Below are 14891 nucleotides of genomic sequence, written 5' to 3'. Positions count from 1 at the left end.
CGCGAGCCCGGTGCCCGCCACCGTCGCCCGCGCGGCTCCGGGTGGTAGCGTGCCGGACGTTGGGCCTCAGGGGCTGAGGTGTCCCGCTTCTCGGCAGCGCACTGTCATCCAGGGTGAGGCGCGATGATCGTATCGGTGGTGTCGGTGCCGGAAGGCGTCGTCACGCGCACGGGGTTGTCGGAAGCCCGGGAGCGTCTCGCGACCCGCGATCTGGTGCTCGTGGACATCGCCCAAGGCGAGGACCCGCCGCCCGACGATCAGCCACTGGCCCGCCGGCTCGGACTGGCCGACAAGGGCTGGGAGTGGTTCGGCAGGCGGCACGAGCCCGTACGGGCCGACTACCACGAAGGCGCCGTCGGGTGCGTCGTGCCGGTGGTAGACGGCGCCGACATCACCCACATCCACGTCCTCGCCGGTGACCGCCACCTCGTCACGGTCCACCACCGGCCCGTCGCACTGGTCGAGGCCTTCTTCGAGCGCCTGCCCCAGGATCGGCCCGCAGACGGGGCGATGCTGGCGTTCCTCTTCATGCACGGGGTGATGGAGGGCTTTCGCCGGGCCGCCGCCCAGACGCTGCTGGAGGTGGAGGACCTGGAGGAGGAGATGTTCGAGCAGCGGCAGCCGCAACACGTACACCGCCTGGCCCATTTGCGACGGCGCGCGGCCCAGCTGCACCGTGGGTTCCTTCCCTACGCCACGGTGGCACAGGAGTTCCTGACGCGCCGCAGGATGGCGAACCGCGAGATCTCGGAGGGGTGGCGAGCGCTGAACCTCAAGCACGAGCGCACCGTGCAGTTGGTGCTGATGGAAATCGAGTCGCTGCGGGACGAAACCCGGCGGGCCGCCGACACCTACGCCTCGCTCGTCGCCGACCAGCAGAACCTGGTGATCAACAAACTCGCGATCGCCTCGGTGGTCTTCCTGCCGCTGTCGTTCCTGACCGGGTTCTTCGGCATGAACTTCACCTATCTGACCAACGCCCTGACGAGCGAGCGGTCCTTCCTGACGCTGGGCGTCTGCATGCAGGTGTGCGCCCTGGGCGTGGCGATCTACTTCGTCATGTACCGCACGCACTGGCGCCAGCTCCGCGGCGGCCCCGTCCGCGGCACCGACGCCGATCTCGACGACGGGCCGGAGCGTTCGACGCGATGGTCGGCCCGCATTCCGCGAGGCCGGGGCCGCAGGCCCTCTCGCTGAGCCGCCGATATCCGCTCCGCGCCGGTCACGCCGGTCGCGCCGGCCGCGTCCGACTGACCTCCACGGAGCCGGCGGCTCAGTCGGACGTCGGTCGGACCGCACGCTCGGCCTGCTTGGTTTGCTTGGCCTGCTTCGGTGCGGTGTTCTGCCGGAGCTCCTCGGTGGCGGCCCGGAACGCGGGCGCCGCACGGGCGAAGTAGTCGAACAGCAGGGCTTGTTCCTCGGGTGTGTAGCTGCTGATCACTTCGGCGATGTGGCGGCGGGCGGGTCCCACGACATCCTGGATGCGGTCCAGTGCGTCCGGTACGGGTTCGACGACGACCCGGCGGCGGTCATCGGCGTCGGCGGCGCGACGGACGTACCCGGCGCGTTCGAGACGGTCGATGAGGCGGGTGGTCGCACCGGTGGTGAGCCCGGTGCGTGCGGAGAGTTCACCGGGGGAGAGGGCCCCCTCCAGCGTGAGGGTGCTCAGGGCGTACCACTCCGAGGTGTGCAGACCTGCCGCCTCCGCGCCGGCGAGGCCCTGGAGGCCCACCGCATCGAGGTACTGGCGGAAGACGGTGCGCGCGTCCGTGCGGTCGGGTGTTGCCATCTCGGAGAACCCCTCCTACCTTAGTAGCTGCACGCATGCAGATACTGCTTCGATGAAGTATCTGCCCCAGTCTAGGCAATGGGAAGGGTTCCGTCATGCAGCCGTCCGATCCGGACACGAGCAACTTCCAACCCGCCACCACCGGGGAGCACGCCGACGTCCGAGCCGTCCTGGCCCGGCTCGTCGGCGCATGGGGGCGTCACGACGCGGAGGCGTACGGCGCGCTCTTCACCGAAGACGCCTCGTACACGACGTACATCGGCACGGTGTACCAGGGGCGACGCGACATCGTGGAGAGCCATCGCGCGCTCTTCGCCGGTTTCCTCAAAGGCACTCGGCTGGCCGATGAGGTGGTCGGCGTCCGTTTCCGCGGACCTGACCTGGCCGTCGTCACCGGTCGAGGCGACACGTACAAGAAGAGGGCGCCGAAGCGCCTCGGCAAGGTCCAGACGTACACCCTCGTCCGCGAGTGCGACGGGCAGTGGCGGATCGCCGCCTTTCACAACACCAAGCGCAGGCCGTTGACGGAAGCCGTGTCGTACAAGTTCGCCCCGGACCTCGTCCCGGCCGCCGAGAGGTGACCGTGGAACCGTTCCCGCGGCCGGTTCATGCCGGCGGGTCCGCCCGGGGTGCGTCGGAGTTCCGTTTCGCTACAGCTCGTCGTAGCCGCCCCAGTAGTCGCTCTCGCCCGGCGTGTCCTGCTCGCGGCGGCGCAGGGTTTCCCGGTCCTTGCCGGGGGAGGGCCGGCCGGGTTCCGTGGGGTGGACCGGATCCTGCCCGGGCGGGACCTCTGACTCCGGTCGTGCCTCGTCGCGGCCTTTGCCCGACCAAGGTCGCTTGTCCTGCGTACTGCCCATGAGCTGGCTCCTCGCTCGGAGAGCTTTACCTTCCAGAGTGACACGCGGTGGGGCGTTCGGCAGCATGTACGCACGTCGGGCCGGCACCGGGCCGGTGCGGGGCGAGTGAAGGAAGGCTCTCCGACGACCGTGCGCCGCCTCCGGCCCGCCTTGCCGGCCGGAGGATGGCCCCGACCATCCGCCCCGGCCGCCGGCAATGAGGCCTGGCGGTGTGAATGCTCAGGTGAAGCTCAAAAATGCGGCCGGTCAACGCGCATTCGCGCCTCTCTCCTTGCGTCGCAAGATCCATCTCGGGTACTAATAAGCAGGCCACGCCGCTCAGTTGCCCACATGAGTCGTGTGTGAAAGCCGCTCCCTGACCAGGAGTTGCTCGCCATTGCTCATTTTGCACGGGGACTCGCTTAATCGGCGTGAGCTTTCGGGGCCTGCTCCGGAATTCCTTACCGGCATTCCGCCGGAGCACTGCTGTATGGCGCCTGTCACCTGACCAGTGACAGGCGAAGAAACAAAGGAAAAGCGACATGAGACTGTTTATGGCCGCGCGCCGTCCGGGCTTGAAGACCAGCCGTGAGGGCGCACTGCGCGCAGCCGCCGTCGCGGCCGGCGTGGCCGTGGCGCTGGGGGCTGCCGCGCCGTTGGCGGAGGCGTCGGAGGCGCGGGACGTGACGCCCGTGGTGTCACAGAGCCTGCTCGCGGGGGCCGTTTCGGCGGCCCCGGACGTGGCGTTCACCGCTGCCGACGTGCGTGACCTCGTCAAGCAGATGAAGGCGGACGGCGCGAACTCCACGGAGATCGCACAGTTCGAACTCTATGCGAATCACCTGGAAACCGGCACGCCCGGAAGTTCGTTCCTCGGCCAGGGGACGATCATGCGGAAGCTGATCTGCGCCGCTTTCCGGCACGGCGGGACGTGGCTCGGCAAGGTGCTCAGGCATGTCCACCCGAAGGCGGCCAAGTACGCGGGCAAGTACGGCGGCAAGATCGCCGACGCGATCGAGGGCGTGGAGGGCTGGGGGGAGCACGCTCTGGTGATCGCCCTGGTCAGGGCAGGAGTCCCCACTGACGTGGCGAAGGATCTCGCCATGGCGATCATGCTGGTCGCGTTCTAGCGCCGATCCGGGGTCCCGGGACAGGGCACCGCGTCGCGGTCATTGTCCCGGGCCCCACACCATCTGCGGAGAAGGCCGAAGCGGAGCCTTGATGGAGAAGCGACCTGTACGCGCGGATTGCGCCGATGGCGACGACGGGCCGAAGACCTTCGGCGAGAAGCTCCTGGCCGGAGCCGTTGTCGGTGGATTGACGCTGTTCGCGATCGTCCCCGTCGGCCTCACATACCTCCTCGTCACGCTGGGCACCGCCGCCGCCTTCCCGCAGGCGATCGAATTGGACGGGATGGCGTCCGTGTTCTGGGCGCTGCTGCTCCTGGCTCCGTGCGTGCTCCTCGCCATGGGCATCACGGTGCCGGTGCGGCATCTCGCGCGCGCCTCGCTCCGCCCGTTCGCCGCCGGCGGCGTGCTGGACGCGGTGTGCGGCTGGCTGACCTACTTCCTCGTCGGTCTGATGCTTTTGGCGTGGACCCCTGGAGTGCACGCCCACTCGACGATCCCGGCAGTGGTCGTCGCCACCGCCGGTGTCCTGGTGGGTCTGTCGGCCGAGCGGCTGGGGGTCGGCCGCAGCCATGACGCGCCTGGTGACAAGGGCCGTTGAGAACGACGCTGCCCGGAGCGGGAGGCTCCGGGCAGCATCAGGTCAGGTGCGGTCGGCTGGTCAGAAGGTGAGCTTGAAGTCCGTGATGGTACCGACGTCCGCGGCACCCTTGTCCTGGACCTTCAGCTTCCAGGTGCCGTTGGCGGCCACCGCCGAGGCGTTGACGGTGTACGTCTTGTCGAGGTTCGCCGTGGAGTCGGAGGAAGAGTTCTGCAGACGGTACGAGGTCCCGTTCGGGGCCACGAGGTCGATCTGGAGGTCACCGATGTAGGTGTGGGTGATCTTCACGCCGACCTTGAGGGTGCTCGGCGCGTTGCCGGTGATGCCGGTCACGCTCACCGAAGAGGTGACCGCGGGGCCGGGGGAGTCCGGGATGGCCACCCGGGCGGTGCTCTCGAAGACCTTGCCCGGGGTGGGGGTGCCGCCGTTCGCGCGGGCGCCCACATTGACGGCGGCCCAGGCGTTGGTGACGTTGGTGACCTCGGGGCTGCCGGCCCCGTACAGCTCGGTGGCCGCGGCGATGGTGCCGTCGCGGGCACCCTTGTAGTCGGTGCTGGAGTTGAACTTGGTGGTGAGCGCCTTGTACCAGATGAGCTGGGCCTTGTCCCGGCCGATACCGGTGACGGGCAGGCCGTCGGAGGTCGGCGAGTTGTAGCTGACGCCGTTGACCGTCTTGGCGCCGGAGCCCTCGGAGGCGAGGTAGAACCAGTGGTTCGCCGGTCCCGAGGAGTAGTGGACGTCGAGGCTGCCGACGCCGGAGTACCAGCTGTCCGCGGAGCCGCCGTCCTTGCTCGGCTTGTCCATGTAGCGCAGCGGGGTGCCGTCGCCGTTGATGTTGATCTGCTCGCCGATGAGGTAGTTGCCCGGCGCGCTGGGGTTGTTGGCGTAGAACTCGACCGAGGTACCCATGATGTCGGAGGTCGCCTCGTTCAGGCCGCCCGACTCATCGCTGTAGTTGAGGCCGGCAGTGGCCGCGGTGACGCCGTGCGTCATCTCGTGACCGGCGACATCCAGCGAGGTAAGCGGGTCGTTGTTGGCCGTTCCGTCGCCGTACGTCATGCAGAAGCAGCTGTCGTCCCAGAACGCGTTGACGTACGCGTTGCCGTAGTGGACCCGGGAGTAGGCGGCGACGCCGTCGCCGCGGATGCCGGAGCGGCCGAGGACGTTCTTGTAGAAGTCCCAGGTGACCCCGGCACCGTAGGCGGCGTCGGCGCCCGCGGTGGCGGCGCTGGAGTTGGCGCCGGTGCCCCAGGTGTCGGTGGACTGGGTGAAGAGCGAGCCGGTGCCCGACGTGCCGTGGTTCAGGTTGTACGTCTTGTGACCGCCGCGGCCGGTGTCGTTCAGGGTGAAGCTCGAACCCGACTGCGAGGTGCCGAGGGTGACCTGGCCGCTGTAGTGGGTGTTGCCGACACCGGTCTCGATGCCCTGCCACTGGTGGAGCTTCGCACCCGTCTTGGCATCGGTGATGACGTGGAGCTGGTTGGGGGTGCCGTCGTCCTGGAGCCCGCCGACGACGGTCTCGTAGGCGAGGGTCGGCACGCCCTTCGCCATCCACACGACCTTGCGGGGCGCGATGTCGGCCTTCGCGGCCTTGGAACCCACGGCCTTCGCGGCGTCGAGGGCCTGGGTGGAGGCGGCCGCCGGAGCGTCGGCCGGGGCGGTGGTGGAGATGCCCTGCAGCGTGGCGGGGGACGCCTTGCTCACGCCCTGGGTCCGGTTGTCCGTCGAACGGCTGACGACCAAGTCGCCGCCGAGGACCGGGAGTCCTTCGTACGTGCGCTCGTACCGGGTGTGGGTGGTACCGTCCTGGTCCTTGACCACATCGTGGACGAGCAGCTTCTCCTGGGGGCTGAGGCCGAGCTCCTTGGCCGTGGCGGCCGTGGTGCTCTGGGCCTTGGCTATCAGCTCGGCCCGCTGGGACGGGGAGAGTTGTGCGGGCAGCGCGCCGGGGTTGCGCACCGGCCCGCCCTTGGGGGCGGCGGCGTTGCCGGAGCCTTCGGGCTGCGCGCTGGCGCTGCCCGCCTGGACACCTACCGTGAGCAGGGCGGCTGCGGCGAGCAGGGCGCTGGTGGCGGTGGCGTGACGACGAGTCGTGGATTTCACGCGGACTCCTTCTGCGTGTGGGGGGTTACCGGGCGGCTGGGATGAGGCCGGCCGGGCAGAGCGTGCGGAGCTGTTCCGTGCTGGGGATGGGGAGAGAGTGCCAGCGATCGCGATCTTTGTCAGGACCGCGTCATTAAATCAGCCGAATCGAGTCCGGATTTCGACGCTTGGCGTCCGCTGAGCGAATACGTCGGAGTGGTTCCGGTCAGCCCGTGGCCACCCAACAGGGCTTATGACGGGGCGGTCCTCGCTTTTCGGACACCCGGTCGCCCCGGTCGGATCGGCCGGCGCACGCCGGTGCCGGCGCACTTCGCATTCGGGCAAAGGCTTCGGCATCAAGCGTCAAACCCCGTTGACCTACACGTGATCGGGCGGGTGAGATGAGGCCGCCGACTTCCCGCCCGACACGGTCTCCGCGTACTGAGCCCGCGAAGCGCCGAGTTCGACGCGACCGTCCGGGCCGGGTCCGGCCGGCCGCGCGCGGCCGTCCCGCCGTATCAGGGTCGGCCGGCGGTCCCGGCGGTCCGACGTACCCCGTCCCGACCAAGTCGCCCCAGGACGACGCCCACGACGAGCAGCAGCAGACAGGTGCCCGCCGCGGCGTGTACGAGGAGCGCGTCGAGGCGGTCCGCCGCCAGGTAGGCACCGACGGCCAGCGCCACCAACGCGCACACGCCGCGGTCGATGATGGACTCCACCGACAGCAGGGTCGCCCGGTACGGGGTCGGCGGGATCGCCGCGTTGATCAGGTTGCGTTGCACCGGGTACGCCAGGCCCGCCGCGGCGGCGAAAGCGCACAGGAACAAGATGGTGCCCAGGCCCCCCGACAGTGTGGTGGCCGCGAGCGTGAGTGCCATCACCACGCTGAGGACGGTCACCACGGTCGGGCCGGACAGCCTGCCGCGCAACCAGCCGGTCCTGGCCGAACCGATGGCCTCGGCGACCGTCATCGCCGACAGCACGGCACCGTGATCGGCGACGGGGAGGCCCTTCTCGAGGAGCAGTGGTTGGAAGAGGTTGACCTGGCAGATGCGGGCGAGCGTGAACACGGCCACGCCCTGCACCATCAAGGGAGCGAGGGACCGTGACGTCCCGAGAACCTTCGCGGCCCGGCGGGCCGATGCGAGGAGCCCGACGCGCTCCGCGGGCGGGTGACCGCCCCCGTGGGGCGCCGCGATCGCCGGGAGGGCCGCGGCGCAGGCCAGCGAACCGAGCGCGGAGAGAGCGGTCAGCAGGTAAGGGGCCTCGTGCCGGACGTGCATCAGGACGCCGACCAGCGGCCAACAGGCGATCTTCGCCCAGAGGCCGAGCGCCCGGGCGGTGCCCTCAGCCTGTATGTAGTGGTCCTCCGCGCCGTGCTCGTGCAGGTACTCGTACAGATAGGCGCTGGAGGCCCCCGACACCAGCGAGCGGGCGGCGGCGATGGCCAGGAAGTGCGCCATGAAGCCCGCGAAGGACGGCGAGGCGACCGGGAGGAGGTTCGCCGCGGTCATCGCGGCCGCCCCCAGTTGCATACAGCGGCGCTGTCCGATGCGGTCGGCGATGAAGCCGGTGGGTATCTCCAGCAGGCAGAACGCCACGTAGTAGACGCTCTGGATGCCGAAGATCTGGCTGTCCGACAGGCCCGCCTGCCTCTGGTACTGGTAGAAGACCGGCATCCACCACAGCAGGTTGAACAACAGCTGGAACCCGTTGTTCAGTCGGATCACACGCAGCACCGCGGCGGGCGGGCGGACGCGTCGTGTCACGCGCGTACGCGGGGAGATGGGCATGGGTCGACCTTCGGTGGGGCGGTACGCGCGGAAGTACGGACGGGTCAGACGCTGTACGGGCGCAGTTGGAGTATGTGGAGCGCGCCTCCCGGCCCGAGCAGCCATTCGATGTCGAGCGGCCCGGCGAAGGTGTAGTCCGTGGCGAAATGGGACTGGAGCAAGCGGCCCGCCAGCGCCAGCCGACCCAGGTGGGCCCGCGTGTCCTGCGGCAGGTCCTCGGTGGCCGCGCCCAGCGAGACGGTGCGGCCGCCGCCCTCGACCGTGTTGTACAGGTACTGCAGGGGCATCGTCCGGCCGTCGACGACATCGGCCGTGGACCCGTGCGCGCAGTTGAGGTACACGTTGCGGAAGTCGGCCCGGTTGGTCGGATTGCAGGTGACCATGACGCCGCCGAGCGGGGACGGCTCGTAGCGCTGGACGATCACCCCCATGTAGGTGTCGTCCAGGGAGATGCCGGCCTGATGACGCAGCCGCACGCTGCGCGGGGAGAGCAACGACGCCCATACCCGGCGGATGGCGTCGAGCAGCCCCGGCAGATCGGTGACCCTGGTGTGGGACTCGTAGATCCCGGCTGCGGAGAAGCCCGGCAGGTCCTCGGCGTTCGAGGAGGACCGCACGGCGAAGCGGCCCGTGCCCGCCAGGTGTTCGACCAGGTGCGTGTCCAGGGCGTGCACCAGGTCCTCGGGCACCGGGAGGGTACGCACCAGATGCTGCAATTGGAGGCAGACCGTGTCCACGGCGTCCATGGAGTTCAGCTCCAGTGCCATCTTCAGTTTCCCGATGCTCTGTTGCACTGCCGGTGAGGAGTCCAGGAAACGCTGTTGGACGGAGAAGGGGACGGCGATGCCCGCCGGCGCCCGGACGTGCCGGGTCAGGAACTCGCTCGCGTGCTGTGCGAGATCCCCGTCCTCCGGCATCCCCAGCCGGGCGGCCAGGTGACCGAGCAGGTCGGCCCGGGGCGGGCGGGGCACGGAGTAGTAGCCCGTCAGCCGGCCCGATCCGTGACGCAGTACATGGTGCAGTTCCCCGAGGTTGGCCGCTTTGGTGCCGTAGCGGTTCCGGTCGCCGGCGCGCAACGCGGACAGCGGCACGAGCGGAACGTCCGTCACGTGGGGCGCGTCGAGGCGGACGCGCTGTGTGTGCCACGTCGGTTCGGCGAGGTCCGACGGCTCCTCGGCGCGCTCGATGACGAACCCGTCGGCGGTGACCTCGTAACGGATCCAGGTACCGTCCAGTTTCTCGTCGGCGATCGTGTCGAGGACTCCGCGGACGATGGCGTTCGGGATGCCCCACCCGGCCGCCAGCATGTTGGTGTGCGACAGGGGAGTGGTGGGCTGGGCGTTGATCAAACCGGCGAGCCGCGGAATGTCGTCGGGGACCACCGGCATGGCGACGATGTCGTACCAGGTCAGGTCCGCGCGGGCGGCCAGGTATTCCTCGCCCGAAGCGAAGGCGCGGAGCCGCCCGGTGGCCGAGGCGAGCGTCAACGGGACGAAGGGGGCGGTCGCCAGGAGCGCATGACCCCGCGCACGGGGCACCACGGTCTCCGGCACCGCCGCGAGGGCGTTCTCCTGACCGTGATTGGCCGGTTTCACCAGCAGTTCCAGCGCGGGATCGAGGTGGGCCCGTACGAAGGCGTGGAACTCGATCAGCAGGTCCGCGTCCATGGTGTCGGCCTCGGTGGTCTCCAGGACCATGAACGGCTCGTCCGGCTCCGGGCCGCCCCGGGAGTGCAGCGACAGGACGCCCAGCAGGAAGCGCCGCGCGGGGTCCTGGTAGACGTCATGGTTGAAGCGGTCGAGTTCGGCGTCGAGCTGTTCGAGGGTCAGCCCCTGGATCTCGGTGGCTATGTAGTTGACGTGGAAGGAGTGCACGGCGCTGTCGAGGACGTGCCAGCGGCCCTGCTCGCGGTCCACGACGACCTTCACGTACGGGTGCCCGCCCAGCACCCCGGCCAGTTGCTCGAACAGGGGGAGCGTGAGCAGGGCGTCCACGGCGGCGCCCCGGGGGGACGGCGCGGCAGCGGTGGTTCCGGCGTTCGTCATGCGGTGCTCCCGGGCGTCGAGCGGTCGGTGGGCAGGGGGGAAAGGGCCGAGGGCTCGGTGGGGGCGGTGCGCTCGCTGGGGGCGGCCGGGGCCCTCGTGGGGGCGACGGACGGGGTGGTGAGGGCCTTCGGCAAGGCCGCGACGACGCGGGCGCAGTCGGCCAGCAGCTGCGGCCCGGACTCGGCGGTGAGGAAGCACAGCGCGGCCATGGAATTGGCCCCTCCCGCCTCCTCGTACGGCGGGACCGGGGTACCCGGAGCGAGACTGTGTTCCCGTACCGGCTCGACGCGGGATCCCGGCGCGACCAGGGCGGGCCAGTCGACCGCCTCGAAATCCCAGGCCGGCAGGTCGCTCCAGGGCCGGCCCTCGGGGTCGACGGCGAGGATGACGAGTGATCCCGCGGCGCCCGTGCCCTCGGTGCGCATCCGCTGCGGATAGGCGACCTCCCGGCCGAGCAACTCGCGCACCAGCATGCCGATCATGTCGAGCCCGAAGACGGTCTCCACCTGCCGGGTGGTCATCACCCCACCGAAGCGGGCGGCGGTCTCGATCAGCCACATGGCCCCGTCCGCGCCGAGTTTGATCTCGGTGTGGGTGGCGCAGGTGTCGAGTCCGAGGGCGTCGACGGCGGCGCGCGACACCTCCTCGATCCGGTGCTGCAAGGCGTTCGGGATGGCGGCCGGGGCCAGGCTCGCCCGCTCGGTGAAGGGGGCGACGGTCGGCATCCGTCCGGTGACGCACAGCGGGTGGTAGCGGCCGTCGGCGACGATCCCCTCCACGCTGACGTAGTCGCCCCACCCGTCCCCGTCGAACCAATCGGAGGCATCTCCGGTCACGATCTCCTCCAGCAGGAAATCGCTGACGCCCTCGTCCGCCGCGTGCAGTTCCGCGTAACCCCGCGCGGAGGAGGCTTCCATGACGGAACGGCCGGTCTTCCAGGCCGCCTCGGCCTGCTGCTCGTTCCACACCGTGAGATGGGCCGTGGAACCCGCGCTCCAGGCGGCCTTCAGGAGCAACGGCGGCCTGAGGACGTCGAAGGCGGCCTTGATGTCCTCCGGAGCGTGGACCTCCGCGAACCCCGGTACGGGCACCCCGGCGGCACGCCAGATCCGGCGCATCAGACGCTTGTCCCGCGCCCCCACGACCCGCTGACCGGCGCCGCGCAGACCGAGCCGCAGGCTCGCGTGGGCGACGGCCACCACCGCGTACTCCGACAGGGTCAGCACCGCCGCGGCGCCGACCCGGCGGGCGTGGGAACAGATCAGATCGACCAGTTCCACCCCCTCGCCCCGCGGGGCCGTGGTGATCGACGCGCATCCGGGCCGCCACACCGACTCGGTGCTGCGGGGTAACGGCGCGAGCGCCAGGACGTGTACTTCGGCGTGGGCGGCGATGCGCGGGACCGCGTACTCCAAAGGAGGGCCACCCTTGGCGTAGACGAAGAGGATCGGAGTCATGGTGCTCCTGGGGTCGAGGGGGACGCCGGGTGGGGCAACGGCGTCGTCGGCGGACGCACGGGTGTACGCCTACTCGGTGAGGCGCTCGCCAAACAACCACGCCCGCCAACCGGGGCCGGCATGAGGGTGTTTCGGCCATCCGGGCGGCCCCCTGGCGATCACGCGCCCGGGGCCGATCGCCGATCGCCCATCGCGGCCGGATGTGGCCGAGGGTCGTCGCCTGTGCTATTTTGTGAGCGATCGTTCAACTACAAGGAGCGCTGATGGGTCGCAAACAGATCTGGGACCAGGACGAGGTGCTGGCCTCCGCCATGCGCCTGTTCCGTCGTCGCGGATACCTGGGTGCCTCCCTGCGCGACCTCGAAGAGGCGACCGGAATGCACCCGGGCAGCCTGTACCGGGCGTTCCACAGCAAGGAAGGTCTGTTCAGCGCGGCCCTGGACGCCTACAACGAGCGTGTGGTGGAGGGCAGGGTTCGGGTGCACCTGCGGGAGACCGAGGACCCCGTGGCCGGCATCCGCTCGTTCTTCACCTCGGCGTTCGACACCAACATCGGCCCCGAACCCGACCCGGGATGCCTGCTGACCAACACCGCGGTGGAGTCGTTCACCGTTCGGGAGGCGGCGCCGGGCGTGCGCCGGGGGCTGGAGACGATCGAGTCCGGCTTCGCCGACGCGCTGACGCGCGCCCGAGCGCAGCGGCTCCTGCCCACGGAACTCGATGTCGAGGAGTCGGCGGCCCGACTCCTGGCGCTCTACCAGGGGCTGTTGGTACTCGTCCGGTCCGGCACGGACGCCGCCAAACTGCACACCATCACCGAGGGGGCCCTGGCGTCGATCGGTGCCAGGCCGATCGGGACAACCAAGCAAGCCAACGAAAAGGAACAGCGATGAGCGACCGACAGCAGCTTTGGGACGACTATGCCGCGTGCTGGTCGGCCGACCCGTCGATACGGCGCACCGAGCTCGGCGCGGTCGTGGCCGACGACGTCACCTATCGGGACCCGGGTGCGGAGGTCGGCGGCCTTACCGAACTGGACGCCTATATGAACGGCTTCGCCGGGGCCTTCCCCGGGCACCGCTTCCGCATCGACGAGGTCCTTGACCACCACGACCGGTCACTGGCCCGCTGGACCCAGATCGACCCGGACGGCGGGACCTTCATGACAGGGGTGAGCAGCGCGGTGCACCGGGACGGCCTGCTCGCCGACGTGACGGGTTTCTTCCTCCCGGCCTGACGGCAAGGAGTCCCAAACAGGCGGCAGTTGACGACTGGAAGACTCTCTGGCTCGGGTAGCCGACCGACGGCACTGGGATGGCGCCGACTTCCTGCGACGACTCGGGGCGGGCGCCGCGGTCGGCACTTCGTAAGCGAAGCCGCGACTGTGCCGAAGCCTTGCCTCCGGCAGGGATCCGAGTCGAACAGGTCGGTAACGCAGTGGTGTTGATGCCGTCCAGGCGGGAAATGAATGCGCCAAGCGTCCCGGGGCCCGAGACCTGGGGCGCGGGCGCCGGTACCCAGGCGGGCATCCGGGCGCATGGAGAGTTATTACGACAAACAATGGCAAACCGGAACGTATCTCCGCAATATAATTGGGGGCGGTAGATCGTTAATTGCGCCGGCCAACCTTAAAGCGTTCCTTATTGTTGCAGGCGGGCGTGCCGGCCGCGTCGGGTTGCCCATGAATCCAGAAATGATCTCTGGATGGAGGGGTGTGGCCGTGCTATCGTCGCCCACGGTTCAGACCGAAGCGGTCAGAAACGGGGGATGATCGTGGTACGGGGGCGCGTGCTCGTCGTCGGGGACAGTATCCGATTAGTTTTGAAAGCGAAGTCGGCGGACGTCGACGTCGTTTATATGCAGAAGCCTTCACAATTCGATCCTGCGCTGATTGCGCACTGCCGGCAGCTCGTTCTGGTGGATTACCAGCACGTGCCAAGCGCCACCGCGATGGCGGCCGCGCTGCATCGGATCGCACCGATCGCACGGATCGTCACACAGACCGAAGCGGCACAACTGGTCGCCGGTCACTTGACCGATGCCCTTGGGATTCCCGGCACATCGGAGCGGACGGCCCGACTGTTGCACGACAAGTCGGCGATGCGGGCACTGCTGAACGAGCAGGACATCGGGTCCGTTCCCTATGCGGTCAACCCCACCCGGGAACGGCTCCGTGAATTCGTCATGTCGCACGGAGCGGCGATCGTCAAGCCGACCACAGGCTCAGGCAGCCTCGGAGTGCGGCGGATCGAATCGGTCGACGACGTCGACGAGGTGTGGGCCTGGTGCCAGTCGTTCGAGCTCGGCGAATTCCAGGTCGAGAAGCTTCTGACCGGGCCCGAGCTCAGCGTGGAATCGTTTTCCCAATCCGGCCGGCACACGATCATCGCGGTGACCGCCAAGGACACCGACGGCGGCACCGTGGAACTCGGGCACGTTATTCCGGCGCCCTTGCCGGAAGCCCAACTCGTGCGGATCCGCGAGGCGACGGTGCGTCTGCTCGACGCGGTCGGTCTTGAGGACGGTCCCTCGCACACGGAGATCATCCTGACCGCCGACGGACCGCGCGTCGTCGAATCGCATACCCGCCGCGGTGGCGACCGGATCAACGATCTCGTCAAGATGGTGTACGGCGTGGACATGGAAGAGGCCACCTATCGCCTCGTCGGTCACGGTGCTCCGCTCGACGGTCATCTGCACCCACCCCGCGGCGCGGCCGCCATCCGTTTCCTCACCGCAGCCCCGGGCGTCGTCACCTCCGTCACCGGGTTGGAGGCGGCGCGGGCCGTCGACGGTGTGGTGGAGGCGTCGGTGAGTGTGGACGCGGGTTCGGTGGTGCCCGAACTCCGGTGGTCGGACGATCGCTGCGGACACGTCATCGTTCGTGCCGACGACGCCGACACGGCCGTCCGCCTGGCCCGCACGGCCGCCGGTCACATCTCGATCAATACCGAGCCCGGCACGGACTGTCCGGGTCCGGACGCGGGGGCACAGGACACGTTGAGCTCGGTCCTGCGCCCGTACGACGAGGTGTTCGACCCGTTTCACGTTGCCCCGACCGCTCCGTAACACGGTCAACGCGGTCACCACGGTCAACACTCAACACGGTCGCGGATCCGGCCTTCCCGGCCGGTTCCCACAGGACCGGCCACCCGTCGTCA

General features: G+C 69.3%; 13 protein-coding genes. 7 read left to right on the top strand and 6 right to left on the bottom strand.

Features of this window, described 5'->3' with window-relative positions:
• Positions 1 to 123 precede the first annotated feature (123 nt).
• Positions 124 to 1197, top strand: coding sequence for a CorA family divalent cation transporter (locus ACFVXJ_RS00685; protein ID WP_389656379.1), 1074 nt, complete (start codon positions 124 to 126; stop codon positions 1195 to 1197).
• Between the two features lie 76 nt (positions 1198 to 1273).
• On the opposite strand, the gene ACFVXJ_RS00680 is transcribed toward ACFVXJ_RS00685, so the two are convergent.
• Entirely contained in the window at positions 1274 to 1789 is a 516-nt protein-coding gene (locus ACFVXJ_RS00680) for a MarR family winged helix-turn-helix transcriptional regulator (RefSeq protein WP_389656376.1), read from the bottom strand.
• Positions 1790 to 1884: 95 nt separating this feature from the next.
• On the opposite strand from ACFVXJ_RS00680, the gene ACFVXJ_RS00675 reads away from it, so the two are divergent.
• Positions 1885 to 2370 (top strand): SgcJ/EcaC family oxidoreductase, encoded by a 486-nt coding sequence (locus ACFVXJ_RS00675; protein ID WP_389656373.1) that lies wholly within the window; start codon positions 1885 to 1887, stop codon positions 2368 to 2370.
• A gap of 69 nt (positions 2371 to 2439) precedes the next feature.
• On the opposite strand, the gene ACFVXJ_RS00670 is transcribed toward ACFVXJ_RS00675, so the two are convergent.
• Entirely contained in the window at positions 2440 to 2646 is a 207-nt protein-coding gene (locus ACFVXJ_RS00670; protein WP_389656370.1) for a hypothetical protein, read from the bottom strand.
• Positions 2647 to 3167: 521 nt separating this feature from the next.
• On the opposite strand from ACFVXJ_RS00670, the gene ACFVXJ_RS00665 reads away from it, so the two are divergent.
• Positions 3168 to 3755, top strand: coding sequence for a hypothetical protein (locus ACFVXJ_RS00665; RefSeq protein ID WP_389656367.1), 588 nt, complete (start codon positions 3168 to 3170; stop codon positions 3753 to 3755).
• A 91-nt stretch (positions 3756 to 3846) separates the two neighbouring features.
• The gene (locus tag ACFVXJ_RS00660; RefSeq protein ID WP_389656364.1) at positions 3847 to 4353 is read left to right on the top strand and encodes a hypothetical protein; all 507 of its coding nucleotides are present in this window, start codon (positions 3847 to 3849) and stop codon (positions 4351 to 4353) included.
• A gap of 60 nt (positions 4354 to 4413) precedes the next feature.
• Here ACFVXJ_RS00660 and ACFVXJ_RS00655 read toward each other — a convergent pair whose 3' ends face one another.
• The 4 genes from ACFVXJ_RS00655 to ACFVXJ_RS00640 all read right to left on the bottom strand — a co-directional run bounded on the left by ACFVXJ_RS00655 (position 4414) and on the right by ACFVXJ_RS00640 (position 11730).
• The gene (locus ACFVXJ_RS00655; RefSeq protein WP_389656362.1) at positions 4414 to 6456 is read right to left on the bottom strand and encodes a M4 family metallopeptidase; all 2043 of its coding nucleotides are present in this window, start codon (positions 6454 to 6456) and stop codon (positions 4414 to 4416) included.
• 497 nt (positions 6457 to 6953) lie between these two features.
• Positions 6954 to 8228: an MFS transporter gene (locus tag ACFVXJ_RS00650; protein WP_389656359.1), complete on the bottom strand. Its 1275-nt coding sequence runs from the start codon at positions 8226 to 8228 to the stop codon at positions 6954 to 6956.
• Positions 8229 to 8272: 44 nt separating this feature from the next.
• Positions 8273 to 10273, bottom strand: coding sequence for a PEP/pyruvate-binding domain-containing protein (locus ACFVXJ_RS00645; protein WP_389656356.1), 2001 nt, complete (start codon positions 10271 to 10273; stop codon positions 8273 to 8275).
• On the bottom strand, positions 10270 to 11730 hold the full coding sequence (locus tag ACFVXJ_RS00640) for an ATP-grasp domain-containing protein (RefSeq protein WP_389656353.1): 1461 nt from the start codon (positions 11728 to 11730) through the stop codon (positions 10270 to 10272). Before ACFVXJ_RS00640 ends, ACFVXJ_RS00645 begins: the two co-directional genes overlap by 4 nt.
• A 263-nt stretch (positions 11731 to 11993) precedes the next feature.
• On the opposite strand from ACFVXJ_RS00640, the gene ACFVXJ_RS00635 reads away from it, so the two are divergent.
• From ACFVXJ_RS00635 to ACFVXJ_RS00625, 3 genes are all read left to right on the top strand, one after another.
• Positions 11994 to 12623, top strand: a complete 630-nt coding sequence (locus tag ACFVXJ_RS00635) for a TetR/AcrR family transcriptional regulator (protein ID WP_389656351.1) — start codon at positions 11994 to 11996, stop codon at positions 12621 to 12623.
• Positions 12620 to 12967: a nuclear transport factor 2 family protein gene (locus ACFVXJ_RS00630; protein ID WP_389656348.1), complete on the top strand. Its 348-nt coding sequence runs from the start codon at positions 12620 to 12622 to the stop codon at positions 12965 to 12967. The genes ACFVXJ_RS00635 and ACFVXJ_RS00630 overlap by 4 nt, the downstream gene beginning before the upstream one ends.
• A 530-nt stretch (positions 12968 to 13497) precedes the next feature.
• Complete coding sequence (locus ACFVXJ_RS00625) at positions 13498 to 14799, top strand: ATP-grasp domain-containing protein (protein ID WP_389656345.1); 1302 nt, start codon at positions 13498 to 13500, stop codon at positions 14797 to 14799.
• The last annotated feature ends 92 nt before the right edge of the window (positions 14800 to 14891 follow it).

Origin of the sequence: Streptomyces sp. NPDC058279, assembly GCF_042881255.1 — a bacterium.
Classification (GTDB): Bacteria; Actinomycetota; Actinomycetes; order Streptomycetales; family Streptomycetaceae; genus Streptomyces.
The sequence above is the reverse complement of the archived record's forward strand: the minus strand, read 5'-3'. Positions and strand labels throughout refer to the sequence as shown.

Coding starts and splice junctions, on each gene's coding strand:
- ACFVXJ_RS00685 (WP_389656379.1), top strand. CDS start 124: ATGATCGTATCGGTGGTGTCGGTGCCGGAAGGCGTCGTCACGCGCACG.
- ACFVXJ_RS00680 (WP_389656376.1), bottom strand. CDS start 1,789: ATGGCAACACCCGACCGCACGGACGCGCGCACCGTCTTCCGCCAGTAC.
- ACFVXJ_RS00675 (WP_389656373.1), top strand. CDS start 1,885: ATGCAGCCGTCCGATCCGGACACGAGCAACTTCCAACCCGCCACCACC.
- ACFVXJ_RS00670 (WP_389656370.1), bottom strand. CDS start 2,646: ATGGGCAGTACGCAGGACAAGCGACCTTGGTCGGGCAAAGGCCGCGAC.
- ACFVXJ_RS00665 (WP_389656367.1), top strand. CDS start 3,168: ATGAGACTGTTTATGGCCGCGCGCCGTCCGGGCTTGAAGACCAGCCGT.
- ACFVXJ_RS00660 (WP_389656364.1), top strand. CDS start 3,847: ATGGAGAAGCGACCTGTACGCGCGGATTGCGCCGATGGCGACGACGGG.
- ACFVXJ_RS00650 (WP_389656359.1), bottom strand. CDS start 8,228: ATGCCCATCTCCCCGCGTACGCGCGTGACACGACGCGTCCGCCCGCCC.
- ACFVXJ_RS00645 (WP_389656356.1), bottom strand. CDS start 10,273: ATGACGAACGCCGGAACCACCGCTGCCGCGCCGTCCCCCCGGGGCGCC.
- ACFVXJ_RS00640 (WP_389656353.1), bottom strand. CDS start 11,730: ATGACTCCGATCCTCTTCGTCTACGCCAAGGGTGGCCCTCCTTTGGAG.
- ACFVXJ_RS00635 (WP_389656351.1), top strand. CDS start 11,994: ATGGGTCGCAAACAGATCTGGGACCAGGACGAGGTGCTGGCCTCCGCC.
- ACFVXJ_RS00630 (WP_389656348.1), top strand. CDS start 12,620: ATGAGCGACCGACAGCAGCTTTGGGACGACTATGCCGCGTGCTGGTCG.
- ACFVXJ_RS00625 (WP_389656345.1), top strand. CDS start 13,498: ATGATCGTGGTACGGGGGCGCGTGCTCGTCGTCGGGGACAGTATCCGA.